This is a genomic window from Marinomonas sp. CT5 (genome assembly GCF_018336975.1).
Lineage (GTDB): Bacteria > Pseudomonadota > Gammaproteobacteria > Pseudomonadales > Marinomonadaceae > Marinomonas.
Genome location: NZ_CP025572.1, coordinates 800884 through 816571, shown reverse-complemented (window position 1 = coordinate 816571; position 15688 = coordinate 800884). Strand labels below are relative to the sequence as shown.

General features: G+C 42.6%; 17 protein-coding genes. 5 read left to right on the top strand and 12 right to left on the bottom strand.

The annotated features are described in order from the left end of the window. Positions 1 to 17: 17 nt before the first annotated feature. Both C0J08_RS03910 and C0J08_RS03905 read right to left on the bottom strand, forming a co-directional pair. Positions 18 to 482, bottom strand: a complete 465-nt coding sequence (locus C0J08_RS03910; RefSeq protein WP_212654815.1) for a tripartite tricarboxylate transporter TctB family protein — start codon at positions 480 to 482, stop codon at positions 18 to 20. After that, entirely contained in the window at positions 482 to 1435 is a 954-nt protein-coding gene (locus C0J08_RS03905) for a Bug family tripartite tricarboxylate transporter substrate binding protein (RefSeq protein ID WP_212654814.1), read from the bottom strand. Before C0J08_RS03905 ends, C0J08_RS03910 begins: the two co-directional genes overlap by 1 nt. A gap of 126 nt (positions 1436 to 1561) precedes the next feature. Between C0J08_RS03905 and C0J08_RS03900 the strand changes: the two genes are divergently transcribed. Then, a complete protein-coding gene (locus C0J08_RS03900; RefSeq protein ID WP_212654813.1) occupies positions 1562 to 2509 on the top strand; it encodes a LysR family transcriptional regulator in 948 nt (315 codons plus the stop codon). Between the two features lie 18 nt (positions 2510 to 2527). On the opposite strand, the gene C0J08_RS03895 is transcribed toward C0J08_RS03900, so the two are convergent. Next, positions 2528 to 3871, bottom strand: a complete 1344-nt coding sequence (locus tag C0J08_RS03895) for a ribonuclease J (RefSeq protein ID WP_212654812.1) — start codon at positions 3869 to 3871, stop codon at positions 2528 to 2530. Between the two features lie 152 nt (positions 3872 to 4023). On the opposite strand from C0J08_RS03895, the gene C0J08_RS03890 reads away from it, so the two are divergent. Then, entirely contained in the window at positions 4024 to 4953 is a 930-nt protein-coding gene (locus tag C0J08_RS03890; RefSeq protein ID WP_212654811.1) for an aq_1923 C-terminal domain, read from the top strand. Between the two features lie 74 nt (positions 4954 to 5027). On the opposite strand, the gene C0J08_RS03885 is transcribed toward C0J08_RS03890, so the two are convergent. Continuing rightward, a complete protein-coding gene (locus C0J08_RS03885) occupies positions 5028 to 5405 on the bottom strand; it encodes a DUF4870 family protein (RefSeq protein WP_212654810.1) in 378 nt (125 codons plus the stop codon). Between the two features lie 165 nt (positions 5406 to 5570). On the opposite strand from C0J08_RS03885, the gene C0J08_RS03880 reads away from it, so the two are divergent. The 3 genes from C0J08_RS03880 to C0J08_RS03870 all read left to right on the top strand — a co-directional run bounded on the left by C0J08_RS03880 (position 5571) and on the right by C0J08_RS03870 (position 8249). Further along, positions 5571 to 6047 carry an NYN domain-containing protein gene (locus C0J08_RS03880; RefSeq protein WP_212654809.1) on the top strand — a complete coding sequence of 159 codons (477 nt, stop codon included), beginning with the start codon at positions 5571 to 5573 and terminating at the stop codon, positions 6045 to 6047. Positions 6048 to 6132: 85 nt separating this feature from the next. Next, entirely contained in the window at positions 6133 to 7182 is a 1050-nt protein-coding gene (locus C0J08_RS03875) for a GGDEF domain-containing protein (RefSeq protein WP_249344492.1), read from the top strand. 68 nt (positions 7183 to 7250) lie between these two features. Further along, entirely contained in the window at positions 7251 to 8249 is a 999-nt protein-coding gene (locus C0J08_RS03870; RefSeq protein ID WP_212654808.1) for a GGDEF domain-containing protein, read from the top strand. On the opposite strand, the gene C0J08_RS03865 is transcribed toward C0J08_RS03870, so the two are convergent. The 8 genes from C0J08_RS03865 to C0J08_RS03830 form a co-directional block, all read right to left on the bottom strand. Next, on the bottom strand, positions 8246 to 8467 hold the full coding sequence (locus tag C0J08_RS03865; protein WP_212654807.1) for a VF530 family protein: 222 nt from the start codon (positions 8465 to 8467) through the stop codon (positions 8246 to 8248). The genes C0J08_RS03870 and C0J08_RS03865 overlap by 4 nt on opposite strands. Positions 8468 to 8583: 116 nt before the next feature. Next, complete coding sequence (locus C0J08_RS03860) at positions 8584 to 9720, bottom strand: Gfo/Idh/MocA family protein (RefSeq protein ID WP_212654806.1); 1137 nt, start codon at positions 9718 to 9720, stop codon at positions 8584 to 8586. A 4-nt stretch (positions 9721 to 9724) separates the two neighbouring features. After that, positions 9725 to 10780: a sugar phosphate isomerase/epimerase family protein gene (locus tag C0J08_RS03855; protein WP_212654805.1), complete on the bottom strand. Its 1056-nt coding sequence runs from the start codon at positions 10778 to 10780 to the stop codon at positions 9725 to 9727. Between the two features lie 9 nt (positions 10781 to 10789). Further along, positions 10790 to 11929: a Gfo/Idh/MocA family protein gene (locus tag C0J08_RS03850; protein WP_212654804.1), complete on the bottom strand. Its 1140-nt coding sequence runs from the start codon at positions 11927 to 11929 to the stop codon at positions 10790 to 10792. Continuing rightward, the gene (locus C0J08_RS03845) at positions 11926 to 12690 is read right to left on the bottom strand and encodes a sugar phosphate isomerase/epimerase family protein (protein WP_212654803.1); all 765 of its coding nucleotides are present in this window, start codon (positions 12688 to 12690) and stop codon (positions 11926 to 11928) included. Before C0J08_RS03845 ends, C0J08_RS03850 begins: the two co-directional genes overlap by 4 nt. A gap of 49 nt (positions 12691 to 12739) precedes the next feature. After that, positions 12740 to 13813 (bottom strand): ABC transporter ATP-binding protein, encoded by a 1074-nt coding sequence (locus tag C0J08_RS03840; protein ID WP_212654802.1) that lies wholly within the window; start codon positions 13811 to 13813, stop codon positions 12740 to 12742. Positions 13814 to 13817: 4 nt separating this feature from the next. Further along, positions 13818 to 14711, bottom strand: a complete 894-nt coding sequence (locus C0J08_RS03835; RefSeq protein ID WP_212654801.1) for a carbohydrate ABC transporter permease — start codon at positions 14709 to 14711, stop codon at positions 13818 to 13820. Between the two features lie 9 nt (positions 14712 to 14720). Then, a complete protein-coding gene (locus C0J08_RS03830; RefSeq protein ID WP_212654800.1) occupies positions 14721 to 15638 on the bottom strand; it encodes a carbohydrate ABC transporter permease in 918 nt (305 codons plus the stop codon). Positions 15639 to 15688: the final 50 nt, after the last annotated feature.

Genomic DNA, 15688 nt, shown 5'->3' with positions numbered 1-15688 from the left:
AAGCTCCACCTACAGGATTATGGTAAAGGAATGGTGAGGCCATATTGGGCCCCAAAGGTTACGATTGCAGCAATAAGAAGAGGGAGGCCAACATATAGCCTAATATCTCGCTCACCAAGGATAAACGCCGTCACACTAGCGACCACAAATGAGCTAAGTAAAAAACCAACACTCGGCATAAACCATAGTGCCAAGCTTATAACCCCAACAACAAGAAACACCCGCGCCCATCCAACGAACGAACCAATTGGCTCATCCATTTTTTTCGCCCTAGCCATGCCAGACAGCAAAGCCAAAACAACAATGAGAACAAGTACGATGCGCGGAAAAAACCGCGCATCGAATGAAGAATCACCAAAGCTAAACACTTGCACTTGCGAATCAAGCAAGCAAAGTCCCAGCCCGGCGAAAACAGCTAACATCAGACAAATAAGTGACTGCAAGCCACTTTTTGCCAATAGCTTTGAAATGTACAAACTCATTACTTCTGACTCAACTCTTTAGCAACTTGACGAAAAGTCTCAAGATTAGCCTTGATCGTTTCACCTAGTTTCTTGCCCGACATTACCCTAACTGGCTGATTTAGCTTGGTCATGAAGGCTTTAAACTCATCGGATTTAGCAACTTTTGTGAAAGTCGCTTCAAGCTTGGCAACGATTTTAAGATCTGTTCCTGCTGGCGCCATGACACCAACCACAGATGGAAATTCAACATCGTATCCAGCTTCTTTTAGAGTTGGAACGGATTTAAAGTCTGGGTCACGACTGTCATCTAACACGCCCAATAATCTAAGTTTTGAATCCAAAACCAAATCACGGTATGCAGGTACAAGAGCCACATCTACATGACCACCTAACAATGCCGCTGTTGCCGATCCCGCACCATTAAAAGGTACATGTTTAAGTTTGGCTCCGGTTTCACGAGCAATCAATTCAAAGGACAAATGCGGTCCACCCATTGCACCCGCCGTGCCGTAGCTAATGGATTTGCCAGACTTAGCGGCCGCCATTAATTCTTTAAAAGACTTATATGGGCTATCGGCTTGCACCAACACGCCATGATATGGACCTGAGTAATTTAGAATCGGTGTAAAGTCTTTGACAGAGTCATAGCCAACTGGACGAACGGCCGGCGTAACAAACAAAGGAGAAGACGTTGTTGCGATGAGTGTGTAACCATCGTTTTTTGCTTTGGCAACAGAACGCATAGCGTTAGTTCCGCTACCACCTGGGCGGTTCTCAACAACGATAGGTTGCCCAAGCTCCGCTTCCGCTAAGCTGGAAAGCTTACGGGCAGAAATATCCGTTGTTCCACCTGCACCATAAGGTACAACCATAGTGATAGGGTGAGTGGGATAATCTGCAGCACTAACGCCTATAGAGACAACAGCAGATGACAATACTGCTCCTGCGAGGACTGTTTTAAATAAAGACATAATGGTGTGACCTTTTTTAAAAGTTATTTTTATAAGTTTAGCAGCAAAAAGGTATATCTCTTTAAGCTGTATTTACGAATTAATATTCGATATCATCGATAAATACTAATCGTTATTTTTTTCAAAATGATAAATATATTTGATCAATTAGACTTACGTGACCTCTACTACTTCCAATGTATTGCCACATTAGGCCATGTTGGTAAGGCCGCAGCTCAGCTCCATAAAACACAACCCGCCTTAACCGAAAGTGTCCGCCGCTTAGAAAGGAACCTAAATACCCAGCTCTTTATTAAACATGGCCGAAACATAAAACTCAGCCCTTCTGGTGAACTTCTCCTTCTGCGGTCCCACAAAATACTCAACAGCGCCAACGATATCGTTAAAGAAATTAAAGAATTCGATACCAGTGAGCATGGGCAAATTAAGCTTGGTGTTGTTCCTACGGCTGCACATCACTTGATATTACCCATCACGAAAATACTGACAAAAAACTTTCCTGATGTGCAGTTAAAGGCGGTAATAGGACAAACCGACTTTTTGTACGAACAGCTAGAGAAACGTGAAATTGACTTAGTTATTGGATTAAATGCAGATTTACACGAAAATTTTGAATGGATTCCTTTCTACCAAGACACCATGGTCGTCGTGGCCAATAGTTCTCATAAAGTGTTCCAAGAAGATATTAGTTTACAGAAATTAAGTCAGCACAAATGGGTGTTAGCACCGCCATCTGTTATGAGCCGACAATGGTTAGACCGAGCCTTTGAACTAAACAACTTACCCAAACCAGAGGTGCAGATTGAAACCAACTTATTATTGATGATTCCATCCGTTATCATGCAAACCGACCTGCTTAGTTTCATCTCAAGACGCAATTTAAGCTTTCCAATTACATCCGGTCAGTACCTAAAAGAAGTGCCAATAGCCGAACTTAATATGCAGAGGCAATATAATGTCATCAGTCGTAAAGACGGTTACTTATCACTGCCTGTGAACAACTTAAAAAACCTCTTAGTTGAACAGGGAGCCTCCATTTTCGAAAGCCAAGCCCAAAAAGAAGGTCTAATATAATTCCTGATCAGACTCTCGTTATCTAAGGAGTGCGATGCGACCGACTTTTACCTGCTGTCGACGAACACTAACCTTTGGCGCCAGTTGATATAAGTCACCATTGCGGCCAACTAACTGACTGGGTACATGACTCAGCTTCGCGACTTCACCATTCGCTTCTAAGTGCTGCGGCTCACCATGCACAGGAATCGCTACTTGCGGTTGCACCCAAGTGTAGAGTTGCTTTAGCTCACCTCGACAAGGGTGCCCGCTCACATGGATGGTTAAATCCGTTTCATGAGCTTGCAAGGTACGTATTTTTCGACCTTTAAACTGCTCGACCAACCGATCAATGGCTTGTTCGTTACCAGGAATACGCATCGAACTGAAAATCACCAAATCATCGGCTTCTAAATTCAAATCAAAACAATTGTCCGCGGCTAAGCGATTCAAGGTCGCCCTTGGCTCCCCTTGGCTTCCCGTCACCACAGCCAAGACTTCTTCTCTGGGCAAATAACCGAGATGCGCCGCGTCGATAATAGGCAAATCATCCGGCCAATGGCCTGTTACACGAGCCGCACTCACCATGTTTATCAGCGATCGACCAATCAAAGCAAGGTAACGGTCTGTTTCCTTTGCTATTTTTCCAAGCGCTACTAATCGCGCCACATTACTACTGAAACACCCCACCACCACACGATTCTTTTCCGCTGCAATGGTACTCAATAAACCTTTGTAACAATCGCTTTCTGAAGGTGAAAAACCCTCTTTAAGTGCGTTCGTTGAATCACAGACCATAGCAAGGATGTTTTCTTTGGCTAACGCTTGAAAGGCTGCGGGGGAAAACGCACCACCTAACATCGGTTTTTTATCGATTTTCCAATCACCCGTATGAAAAACACGACCCGCTGGCGTATCTATAGTCATCGCATAAGGCTCTGGAACCGAGTGTGTCAGTTCCAACCATTTGACATTAAACACGCCAATCTTTTTGGTTTCGTTTTCTTGCACTTCAATAATGGGCACTTGATCCGTTAAACCCACTTGAGCCAATTTACGGCGTAAAACTTCTGCCGTAAACGCTGTGGTGTAAACCGGACATTTGAAACGCCGCCACAAAAATGGCAAAGCGCCAACATGATCCTCATGGGCATGAGTAATAACAATGCCGGCTAAGCGCTCTTTTTGCTCACTAATAAAACGTGGGTCTGCACAAACGATTTCGGAAGTACGCAGATCATCAGGCGTTAATGGTTCATTAAAAGACACACCGCAATCGACCATTAACCATTGGCCATCATGGCCATATAGGTTCATGTTCATACCAATTTCACCGGTGCCGCCTAAAGGCAAAAACCATAAATCCTCTTGTGAGGGAATCAAAGATGAAATAACGCACTCCTAGTTGACCAATAAAGAAAAATTAACCGCTGTGTGTCTATAGTACGCACTTTCCGATAATATCTCAGCCTAGAAATCGGACGAAAAGTTTTCGTTTTTCTTTTACTTACAATGTTTTATCAATGGATTTAAAATTGAATATCTCTCCAAAGCTCCAAAACATACTTGGCAAAGCCATAACCTACTTTATTTTACTCTCCTGCGCGGCTATTTTTATCGTCTATCTTGTACAGCACTTTGGAGCACAATATGCCGAGAAAAAAATACAAGAGCAGTTAGAACTCTCAGGATTGGCTCCCCTTGTTCATTACGAAAGCATTCATTTAGACCCATTTACCCTAACGCCATCCTTAGAAAACGTGAGCTTTGGCAATGAATACTCACCCTGGTTACGCTTCGCAAGGATTTCCTTAAATAGTTACCCTATTAAATACCCTGATCTCGATATTGATTTCTGGATCAAAGAAAGTCCAATCGGCAGTTTGTCACGTGATACTCGTAGACTAATGAATGCAGCCAATATCGATACCTTATTAGGCAAAGGTTCTTTTACTTCCAAGATTGACAATGAAAACGTCACATCTCAATTCAAGTTAGATATAAAAGACGTAGGTAAACTGTCTTTATTTTCAAACATCAGCCTATTAGATAAAACCATCACTATGTCCAACTTTCGCTCAGATATGCTTGCCTCTCTGGCAATGGGTCAACCTGAAGCATTGCCCATTATTTACGGGGACGCGATTGAACTCCATTCAATAAAGATCAAGTTTGTAGAATCAGGATTAGCAGAACACCTATTTGCTCAATCAGACCTATTGCATAAATCAAGCACCATTCAACTAAAAGAGTTGAAATATGCAAGCCAAGCATTGGGCCTTGCAGCAGAAGATTCAAAAGAAGCGAAACACATTGCTGAGACATTAATGGCATTTTTAAAGCAGCCACAACAATTGAGCCTAGCAATATCACCTTCTTCAGCGATCAGCTTAAAAGAGCTTGCGTTAATGGCAAGACAAAATACGCTTTATAAAGACAGCACAATGACCTTGTCCAATGACTAAGGCGACTATGTGAGAAAAGCTCACTGCCTGCACTATACAGTCAGTGAGTGAGGACTATGATGAGCAATAGACAACTAAAAAGGCTTAAACGTTTCTCGGAAGGACTGATTAGACGTTGCTCTAGCAATGCCCTTCACCATTCTAAAAATCGACCACACCCAAATAAAAAACAATAAGATATAACCGATAAAAAAGAACGCCAGTATGACGCCAATTACACTCCAAAAGATGCCCCACCAAAAAGTACCAATTATATTGGCGTAATGGTCGTCAAAAAGTGTTCCTCGTGCTTCATCTACTTTCACCATCGCCCAGATGGCACCGATGAACCAAAAAACGCCGGTGAAAATTCCTAATAGCATAAAAATATAAGCAATCACCACATTACTTTTTGCATTTTCCTCGCGAGGCGTTAAATGCCTAAAGCGATTATCAGGTTCAAACCCAGACATATATAAACACTCCGTTATTCAATAAAATGTGTCTTAAAAAAATAATGGGGATACTTTTAAAATTATCGTCCCTTTTTCTCCAATTTTATGATTTCTTTTCAATTGGAATACTTGTAACGTGCTCTATTCCCAATCTATTTCTCATCAATACCGCCTAGGAATACCATGACAAATGTGACGATTTTAGTCGATGTTCAAAATGTTTATTACACCACCAGACAAGTATTTGGACGCTCTTTCGATTACAACACGTTTTGGCAGCAGGCCACAGAGGGCCGCAATGTTGTCAAAGCGATTGCTTACGCCATAGACAGAGGTGATGAAAAACAACGCCAATTTCAAAATATCTTAAGAGCGATTGGCTTTGAAGTGAAATTGAAGCCTTTTATTCAACGTTCTGATGGATCGGCAAAAGGCGACTGGGATGTGGGTATCGCCATCGATGGTATAGAACACGGTAAAGACAGTGATGTACTGGTACTACTTTCCGGTGACGGCGACTTCGATATTTTGGCCAAAACTCTAAGAGAGAAATACCAGACTAGAGTAGAAGTCTACGGTGTTGAATCATTAACTGCTCAGTCATTAATCAATGCAGCAGACGACTTCATAGCCATCGGTAACAAATTGTTACTTAAATAAATCTAACTCATCTATATTTTTAAGAGAGAATATGTCGGCTTAGTCACCACTATTGATTATTTTACATACTTAAAAAAGTAAAAAGATGACCACTCAGACAAATTTATTTTCAGAAACTCGAGACACCTTACATAAGTGGCTAAGCTTAGTAACGGGTGTGATTATGATGTTCTACTGCTTTGTTAATCTTGTCGTCTTGAACCAAATTTCTATTGGTGCTGCCGATGCAGTTTTTGGCCTTTTTAACCTATACTTTTTTAAATCTGCTCAGAAAGGAAAGATACTAAAATGGCATAGCCACATGTTAGTTCTTTCACTAACCTTATGCGTCTTCTTTGCATTTTATTCTGCCGACTTAAGAGCGGGCTCTATCTATTGGTTGCTTGTTTTACCGCCTTTATATTGTCTGCTTAAAGGCCTAAAACAGGGGCTTTTTTATACTATTCTATTCTCCATACCGGCCATCTTTATTCTCTTTATAAAATCAGATACAGAAGATTTCATTCCTTACCGATCTGTCCTAAATTTTATACTGGCTTATTTCTTGTCTTATTCCGTTTGCTTCTTATATGAAACGCAATATGCCAAAAGTGGCGTATTGCTAGAAAAAATGGCATTCCAAGACCCATTAACTGGTGCACAAAACCGCCATGCATTGAAATTATTTTTTGACGAATTTAATAAAGAACCTGTCGATCCATTTCAAGAAGAAGAGCAGGAAGAAACCCGCCTATTAATTATTGATATCGACCATTTCAAAAGTGTTAATGATGAATTTGGACATGATGTTGGTGATTCGGTACTGGTTGAAATGGCGGAGTTATTACGCGACTGCACTGATAATGGTCATGTTTATCGTATCGGTGGAGAAGAATTTCTTCTGGTACTAAAACAACACACATCTGTACAAGCATTTAACTTTGCAGAAGACATAAGAAAAACGGTTGAGAAAACAGTATTCAGAACTCACCACAAAAACATACAAATCACCGTCAGCATTGGCATTGCCCAACTTCAACAAGGACAATCCTTCAGAGAGTTTTTACGAATTGCAGATAAAAACCTCTACTCTGCAAAACATAAAGGTCGAAATGTAGTGCATTATGGGTCAACAAATTTTACTGAAGCCGTTTGAGGTAGGCCTTATTCACTAAAAACTAAGTGTTCTATTCCTTATATCCACATCGCTTAAGTGAATCACCAATGAGTATACGACAATACCCACATTCCTCTGTCTCTCCAGAAGAATTTCATAAATTTCTAAGTGCGTTAATTTGTGTTTTGAATAGCGTCTATTTTTTACTCAATATGATCACGTTACAGAAGTTTGGATTAGGTGCTGTTCAATTTAGCGTGGCTGTCTTTGCTGGCTTTTGCCTTTATAAGTCATCTAATGGCTTATATCGTCCTTGGCATAGTTATACCCTTCTGATTTCATTAACCATTAATATTCTACTGTCTATTGCGGTCATGGAGTTGGTAGCAGGAGCAACCTATTGGGGACTGGCCTTACCCTTTTGGTACTACAGTTTATTTGGTTTAAGAAAAGGTTTCATTTTTAGCGCCATTATTGTGCTATCAGCTGCGATGGTTATTTTCTTTCGAACTGACACTCAAGTCTTCATGCCTTATAGGACAATATTCAACTTTACCTTAGTTTATTGCTCTATTTGGCTTGTTTGTCATATATACGAAGTGCAACGGCAAAAAACCAGTGCCTTCCTACATACACTCGCTTTACAAGATGATCTAACGAACCTGAAAAATCGCCACGCGTTAAAAGCAGATTTTCGGGGTATCTATAAAAACTTTCAAAGCATCCACATGCTCATGATTGATATTGATCATTTCAAAAGCATCAATGACAAATATGGGCACGATATTGGCGACTCAGTACTTAATAAGGTCGCAGACCTACTTATAAAATCGGTTCAAGTAAAAGAGGTTTATCGTTTAGGTGGTGAAGAGTTCGTTACTCTATTAAAAAATATCAGTGATGAAGAGGCCTATAAACTGGCCGAGACAGTAAGAAAATCCATAGAGCAGGAAACCTTCTTCAGCCATAACGAACCAATAAAACTCACCGTAAGTATCGGAATTAGTTCCTTACAAAAAGAGCATGAATTTACCGATTTCCTTCGTACTGCAGATGAAAAACTCTATCAAGCTAAGCACGAAGGCAGAAATCGAGTCTGTTGCTAACGATGGAAAGTATCCAAAAATAGACTTTCCACCTTGTCTCGCGCCCAGGGTGTTTTACGCAAAAATTTTAGACTGGACTTCACCGATGGATCACTTTTAAAGCAATTAATATTGATGCGAATCGCTAACTCTTCCCACCCGTAATGCTCAACCAAATCTGTGACAACTTTTTCCAACTTCACGCCATGCAAAGGGTTATTCGCCTGTGTTCCGACCATATTTCTTCTCTTTCTATTGCTTAATTAACTATTTGACGATGAGTATACAACAAGCAAAAAAAAGCCGCTTAAAGAGAATGCGGCTAAAAGGTTTCACCTATTCCTGAAAGAGTGCTCTAATCTGTTAACGGAGTCCAAACACCATTATTTTGGCTAGAGTGCACACTTGCAGTTATAAAGCGCATGCCATGCAAACCATCAGACAAGCTTGGCAGATCATCGGACCTAGTATCATCAATAAGCTGTTGTGCAAACTCGCGATACAAGTTTGCGAATGCTTCTAAATAACCTTCCGGGTGCCCTGCGGGTATACGTGATGTATTGGCAGCTGCATCACTTAAATAACTATTTCCACGACGTAAGCTTTGACGAGGCAAGCCTATCGGCGAAAAGATCAGCTCATTCGGCGACTCTTGCGACCATTCCAGTCCAGCTTTCTCACCGTATACCCTCAAGCGCAGGGCATTCTCATTTCCCGGTGCCACTTGACTGGCCCACAAGTGACCTTTGGCGCCATTGTTGAAACGCATCAAAATATTGGCCTCATCGTCTAACTGGCGACCCTCTCCCCAACGAGATAAATCCGCCAATACTGTCTCTGCTTTTGTATCAGCAACAAAGCAGGCTAACTGATAGGCGTGACTGCCGATGTCTCCCATACAACCAGCGATACCGGATTGAGCTGGGTCCGAACGCCACATAGCTTGTTTATTACCCGTTTGTTCCAAAGGTTCCGTCAGCCAGTCTTGTGCGTATTCCACTTGAATAGAGCGAATGTTACCCAGTTTACTAGCCTTTACCATGGCCCTCGCCTCACGAACCATAGGGTAAGCAGAGTAATTATGGGTTAATAAAAACTGCGCTTGGCTATCTTCAGCAGCCTGATACAGTGCTTTTGCTTGCTCCAGAGTTGCTGTTAGTGGCTTATCACAGATCACATGAATTCCACGCTTTAAAAACGCCATGGCCACCGCCGCATGCAAGTGATTGGGAGTCACAATGGACACTACTTCGATACCATCTTCTCGCTCACTTTCCTGACGAGCCATATCGTCAAAGTCCACATAAGATCGAGCCAAACCTAACGCGCTAGCGGAGCGTTCGGCTTTCTCTTGTTGGCTTGATAAGGCTCCAGCCACCAGCTCATAGTGATCATCCAGTCGAGCAGCGAAGCGGTGCACTTCACCAATAAAAGCGCCTTCTCCACCACCCACCATGCCAAGACGTAAACGACGTTTGCTTGCTTCAGTCATTGTATTACTCCAATCCCAACATACGACGATTCGCCTGTGCATCCACTCCGCTATCTGCAAAATCATCAAAGGCTTTATCGGTCACACGGATAATAAAGTCTTGGATATGCTGTGCGCCTTCACGGGCACCGTCTTCTGGGTGCTTCAAACAACATTCCCATTCCAACACTGCCCAGCCTTTAAAATCATACGCAGCTAATTTGGAGAAGATGCCTTTAAAGTCCACTTGTCCATCGCCAATGGAACGAAAACGCCCAGGGCGATCCACCCAGTTTTGGAAGCCACCATAAACACCACACTTTCCATCTAAGTTGAGTTCCGCATCTTTGACATGGAACATTTTGATGCGCTCATGGTAATGATCGATGAAGGCCAGATAGTCCAAATGCTGTAGCACAAAATGGCTTGGATCATAGAGGATATTCGCTCGCGGATGATGATCTACTTCGGCGAGAAATCGCTCAAAGGTTACCCCATCATGAAGATCCTCACCTGGGTGGATTTCATAACATAGATCGACGCCAGCTTCGTCAAAAGCATCGAGAATCGGCTTCCAACGTCGGCCAAGCTCAGCAAAAGCTTCTTCTACCAAGCCTGCTGGACGTTGCGGCCAAGGGTAAAAATACGGCCAAGCTAGCGCACCGGAAAAGGTGGCGTGCTCGGTCAAACCAAGACGCTGCGAAGCTTTGGCAGCCATTTTTAATTGCTCTACAGCCCAGGCTTGGCGAGCGTTTGGGTTCCCCCGTACGCTAGGATCGGCAAAGCCGTCAAACGCCTCGTCATAGGCTGGATGAACCGCCACCAACTGACCTTGTAAATGGGTGGATAATTCAGAAATAACCACACCGTGTTTAGCCGCAGTGGCAATCAATTGCTCGCAATAAGCTTGGCTGTTAGCGGCTTTTTCTAGATCAATCAAACGTTTATCCCAAGTTGGAACTTGCACGCCTTTATAACCCAAAGAGGCCACCCAGCCACAAATAGCATCGAAACTATTGAATGGCGCGTCATCGCCCACAAACTGGGCAAGAAAAATCGCCGGTCCTTTTAAAGTTTGCATAATATCCTCCTAGAAACAGGCTGCAAGTAAGGCTTTTGCAGCCTCAGGGTCAAGTGCTCTTGGTCGATCACAGTGAGTGGTCATTTTGATCGACTGCCCACTTTCTCCTGACGCTAATATCGCTGTCATGACTTCTACGCCATGCAATGCTCTGTCCAGCGAACACATATGATCCCGCTCCATGTGAATTGCCATCACCATTTCCGCCAAACCAGCAGTACGATAGTTCGCTTTGGCGAACTCGCCATGAATTTGATTTGGTACCCCAAAAGGATGCTTCCACATATCCAAGGGCACTTCACGCCCCTCTTGAATAAGAGAAACCTTGCCACCAAAGTGATTCGGATCGGGAAGATAAAGCGACCCTTTACTGCCATATAATTCCATATTGGCATGTTGATGAGCTTGTACATCCCAACTTGCCCCCAAGGTAATAATGGCACCATTTTTAAAGGTCAAAATGGCATGTATCGTTGTCGGTGTTTCTACCTCTATCATCTCACCCGCCCTTGGTTGGCTGGTGATTTTACGTTGCTTACGTGGTATCACTGTTTTTGCAATGACAGAATCCACGGGACCTAATAGTTGAATCAAGTTAGCAATGTAATAGGGCCCTAAATCCAAAATCGGCCCCCCCCCTTCTTTAAAGAAAAAGTCCGGATTGGGATGCCAGCTTTCCATTCCAGCACTCATTACATGACAAGTACCAGAATACACATCGCCAATTTCCCCTTGATCCAATAAGTGACGGGCAAATTGATGAGAACCGCCCATGAAGGTATCTGGCGCACTCCCCACTTTGAGCCCTTTCTCAAGTGAAAGCGCTTTCATTTTTTGCCCTTCTTCAAGACTCAAAACCAAAGGCTTTTCCGAATAAACATGTTTACCTGCTTCAAGTACTTTCATACTCACTTCATAATGGGCAGCAGGAATTGTTAAATTGACAATAATATCAATGCCTTCAGAGGCTAATAATGCTTCAACGCTATAAGATTCAATACCATATTTTTGCGCTTTCATTGCAGCAAGCTCGACGTTTAAATCAGCACAAGCGACAATTTTGAAACCGCAGAATTGTGGCGCTAAAGAAAAGTAACTATCCGATATATTGCCACAACCAATCACCCCAACATTCAAAATGGTTTTCATGCATTCACTCCTTGAGCTAAGGCTTTTGCACCAGTTAAGGCACGATTAGCAAAACGAGATAAATCGTTAGGATTATCATGCTCCATAACAAAGGCATTCGCTGGTGTGGCACGAACCACAGGCCACCACTCTCCCCACGGTAATGTTCCGTAGGTGAAATCCGCCCAACCATCTTCATCTTCGCATTCCCCTTGAGGTGCTATATCTTTTAAATGCACAGCACAAATACGATCACGATATTTGGTTAACCATTCAGCTGGATCTTGTCCCCCCTTGACCACCCAGGACACATCCATCTCCCACTTTACATTCGGGCCACCGGCTAAAATATGTGTCATAGGCAAAGACCCATCGGCTAAAGGCTCAAATTCAAAATTATGGTTGTGCCAACCAAACTCAAAGCCAGCATTGATGGTTTTTTCTCTAATTGCTTCTAATCGCTGCCCGAGTTCAAACCAGCCTTGTGCACTGTCTGGACGTTGATCAGGCATAATAAAAGGGCAAATAATAGTGTGCATATTCAGCGTCTTCGCAATATACAAAGCCTGTTGAATGTTGTTTTCCAACATGGACAAATCAAAATGCCCTGTTGGCATGGTTAACTGATGTTTTGCCAATAAACTGACTAGCTCATCCAGTTGCGCATACAAGCCGCCATACCCTTCTACTTGTTGATAACCGGCTTGATGTAAAAGGCCAAATACGTCATCAAGAGAAGTCGTATTACGAGCACTATAAAGCTGAAATGAAAATTCGTTCATGTCTCTTCCTTTTTGTTTTTATTAGTAAGATATCTTTTGATGTTGACGGCTAGAGCCGCACTTCACTGTGCTTAGAAAACAAATGCGCTTTTTTAGGATCAAGATAAATATCTACCTCGGAGCCCCAAGCAAGTTGATGATCACCATGTATTTTTACTGACCATTTACGTTCCATAAAATCAAACCAAACAATGGTTTCGTCCCCCATTGGCTCAACAATATCAATACTAACGGAAGCCAATTTCACATAGCCGTCACGGGGCTCAACTGCCAAATGCTCAGGGCGAATACCTAAATAGGCAGGTTCATCATGGTCTCCTTGGTTTACAAACTCATACCCTAAGACATTGACGCGATAATCTTGGTAAACAAAGTTGTCACCAACAATACGACCTTCCAACAAGTTCATGCTTGGCGAGCCAATAAACTGCGCAACAAAAAGGTTACATGGTTTGTGATAAATATCCGCAGGAGAGCTTAATTGTTGAATCTCGCCATCTTTCATAATGGCAATACGATCTGCTAGTGTCAGTGCTTCTACTTGATCATGGGTCACATACACCATAGTGTTTTTTAACTTCTGATGCAGGCGTTTAATTTCGACACGTAAATCGGCACGTAACTTGGCATCTAAATTAGACAAAGGTTCATCGAATAAAAAGACATCCACATCCCGAACTAAAGCTCGACCTATCGCTACCCGCTGTCGCTGTCCACCAGACAGTTCCGATGGTTTGCGATCTAATAACGGCTCGATCTGCAAAATTTTCGCTGCACGATCCACTCGCTCACGTATTTCCTCTTTTGCCATCCCTTTCACTTTCAAGCCAAAAGATAAATTCTTTTCTACCGTCATTTGTGGATACAAGGCATAAGACTGAAAAACCATACCAATGCCACGATCTTTCGGCTCTTCCCAGGTTACATTTCGGTCGTTAATCCAAATTTGCCCAGCCGTAATATCCAGCAAACCAGCAATACAATTAAGCAAAGTCGATTTACCGCAACCTGAAGACCCAAGCAAAACTAAAAACTCACCTTTTTTGATATCAAGATTAAGCTGCTTTAACACATGAGCATCTTGGTATTTAAGATCTAATTCTTTAATAGATACACTGTTCATAGTCTTACCCCTTCACCGCGCCAGCCGCTATGCCACGCACAAAATATTTACCGGACAACAAGTAAATCGCCAACGGCACCAAGGCTGTCAAAATCGTTGCCGCCATGTTGACGTTGTATTCACGAATACCAAATGTGGTGGCCACAATATTATTCAACTGAACCGTCATTGGCAGATTCTCTCGACCGGCAAAAATCAGCCCCAATAAAAAATCATTCCAAATGCCAGTTGTCTGTAAAATCACTGCGACTACCGTTACAGGAATGGATAAAGGCATCATGATTTGCAAAAAAATCTGCCAAAAATTCGCCCCATCAACTCTAGCGGCTTTGAATAACTCATCCGGTAATGAGGAAAAATAGTTGCGAAATAGCAAGGTCATAATGGGCATACCAAAAATGGTGTGGATCAAAATAATTCCAGCTAAAGAACCATATAACCCAGTTTCCCGCAGAAAAATAATCAATGGAAAAATCACGACTTGAAAAGGCACAAAGGCGCCAAACAGTAAAATACCGAATAGCAAATTAGAGCCCTTAAAGCGCCAAAATGACAAGGCATAACCATTTAATGAACCAAGGATTATAGATATCGCCACACTGGGGATGGTAATTTTTACCGAATTCCAAAACCCCGCTTGAATACCATTACATTCAACCCCTGTACAAGCTTCGGACCATGCTTTTACCCAAGCCGAAAAATTGGGATCACCTGGTAAAGCAAACAATTCCCCAAGACGAATTTCAGGCATTCCTTTCATGGATGTAACCAACATCACATACAAAGGAATACAAAAGAAAATCGCAGCACTAAATAAAAAGGCATACACGCCAAATCGTGAGACAGTCGTCTTTTTTGGCTTTGGCCCTTGCGGACCAGTTAATTGAATCTGTTCCATGATCGACTCCTAATGTTTCGTTGGACGAACATATTCGCGATAAATCCAAGGACCAATCACCAATAAAACGGGAAGCAACATCATGGTCGCTGCGGCCATACCTAAACCAACGTTGCTGCGTACCGTGATATAATCAATGACAAACTTCGCAGGCATCTCAGTCGCCATACCTGGACCACCGCCAGTTTGCGCAACAATCAGGTCATAAACCCGTACCACCCCAACGGCCAATAACACAACAGAAGTGATCATCACAGGTCGCATCATGGGTAAAACAATGAAAAGATAAGTTTTCCACGTTGGAATGCCGTCCACACGAGCCGCTTTCCAAATCTCACCATCAATGCCCCGTAACCCGGCTAACATAAGCGCCATGACAAGCCCAGAAGATTGCCAAACCGCAGCAATCAATACGCCATAAATGGCGTACTCAGAACTCACCAAAGGCGCAAATTCAAACGACTCCCAGCCCATACGCTGGACGACATTTTGGATTCCTAAAGAAGGCTCCATCATCCATTGCCAAACCAACCCCGTCACCACTAGGGACATGGCATAAGGATAAAGAAATAGAGTGCGAAAACCGCTTTCAAAGCGTACTTTCTGATCCAGAAAGACCGCCATAAAAAAACCAGATACTAAACATAAAGCAATAAATAGCACGCCGTATAAGAAGACATTTTCAACGGATACTAACCATCGAGAAGTCCCCCATAAGCGCTCATATTGATCGAATCCAACCCACTTAAAATTAGGAAACAAACGAGATTTGGTAAACGAAAGCATCACCGAATAACCAACGCAAACCACAAACACTCCAATAGCGACAACAGCCATAGGGACACTTGCGATTAATGAAGAAATTTGGATGCGTTTGGCACGTCGTGGTTTAGACGCTTTTACTGAAGTAGCCATAGTCTCTTCCATCTTAAACTCCTTTTAAAGCCAAGATTGAACCGCCAATACAACTTTCTATA

Excerpts from the sequence above, each read along its gene's own strand:
- C0J08_RS03910 (WP_212654815.1), bottom strand. The coding sequence starts at position 482 with ATGAGTTTGTACATTTCAAAGCTATTGGCAAAAAGTGGCTTGCAGTCA.
- C0J08_RS03905 (WP_212654814.1), bottom strand. The coding sequence starts at position 1,435 with ATGTCTTTATTTAAAACAGTCCTCGCAGGAGCAGTATTGTCATCTGCT.
- C0J08_RS03900 (WP_212654813.1), top strand. The coding sequence starts at position 1,562 with ATGATAAATATATTTGATCAATTAGACTTACGTGACCTCTACTACTTC.
- C0J08_RS03885 (WP_212654810.1), bottom strand. The coding sequence starts at position 5,405 with ATGTCTGGGTTTGAACCTGATAATCGCTTTAGGCATTTAACGCCTCGC.
- C0J08_RS03880 (WP_212654809.1), top strand. The coding sequence starts at position 5,571 with ATGACAAATGTGACGATTTTAGTCGATGTTCAAAATGTTTATTACACC.
- C0J08_RS03875 (WP_249344492.1), top strand. The coding sequence starts at position 6,133 with ATGACCACTCAGACAAATTTATTTTCAGAAACTCGAGACACCTTACAT.
- C0J08_RS03870 (WP_212654808.1), top strand. The coding sequence starts at position 7,251 with ATGAGTATACGACAATACCCACATTCCTCTGTCTCTCCAGAAGAATTT.
- C0J08_RS03865 (WP_212654807.1), bottom strand. The coding sequence starts at position 8,467 with ATGGTCGGAACACAGGCGAATAACCCTTTGCATGGCGTGAAGTTGGAA.
- C0J08_RS03860 (WP_212654806.1), bottom strand. The coding sequence starts at position 9,720 with ATGACTGAAGCAAGCAAACGTCGTTTACGTCTTGGCATGGTGGGTGGT.
- C0J08_RS03855 (WP_212654805.1), bottom strand. The coding sequence starts at position 10,780 with ATGCAAACTTTAAAAGGACCGGCGATTTTTCTTGCCCAGTTTGTGGGC.
- C0J08_RS03850 (WP_212654804.1), bottom strand. The coding sequence starts at position 11,929 with ATGAAAACCATTTTGAATGTTGGGGTGATTGGTTGTGGCAATATATCG.
- C0J08_RS03845 (WP_212654803.1), bottom strand. The coding sequence starts at position 12,690 with ATGAACGAATTTTCATTTCAGCTTTATAGTGCTCGTAATACGACTTCT.
- C0J08_RS03840 (WP_212654802.1), bottom strand. The coding sequence starts at position 13,813 with ATGAACAGTGTATCTATTAAAGAATTAGATCTTAAATACCAAGATGCT.
- C0J08_RS03835 (WP_212654801.1), bottom strand. The coding sequence starts at position 14,711 with ATGGAACAGATTCAATTAACTGGTCCGCAAGGGCCAAAGCCAAAAAAG.
- C0J08_RS03830 (WP_212654800.1), bottom strand. The coding sequence starts at position 15,638 with ATGGAAGAGACTATGGCTACTTCAGTAAAAGCGTCTAAACCACGACGT.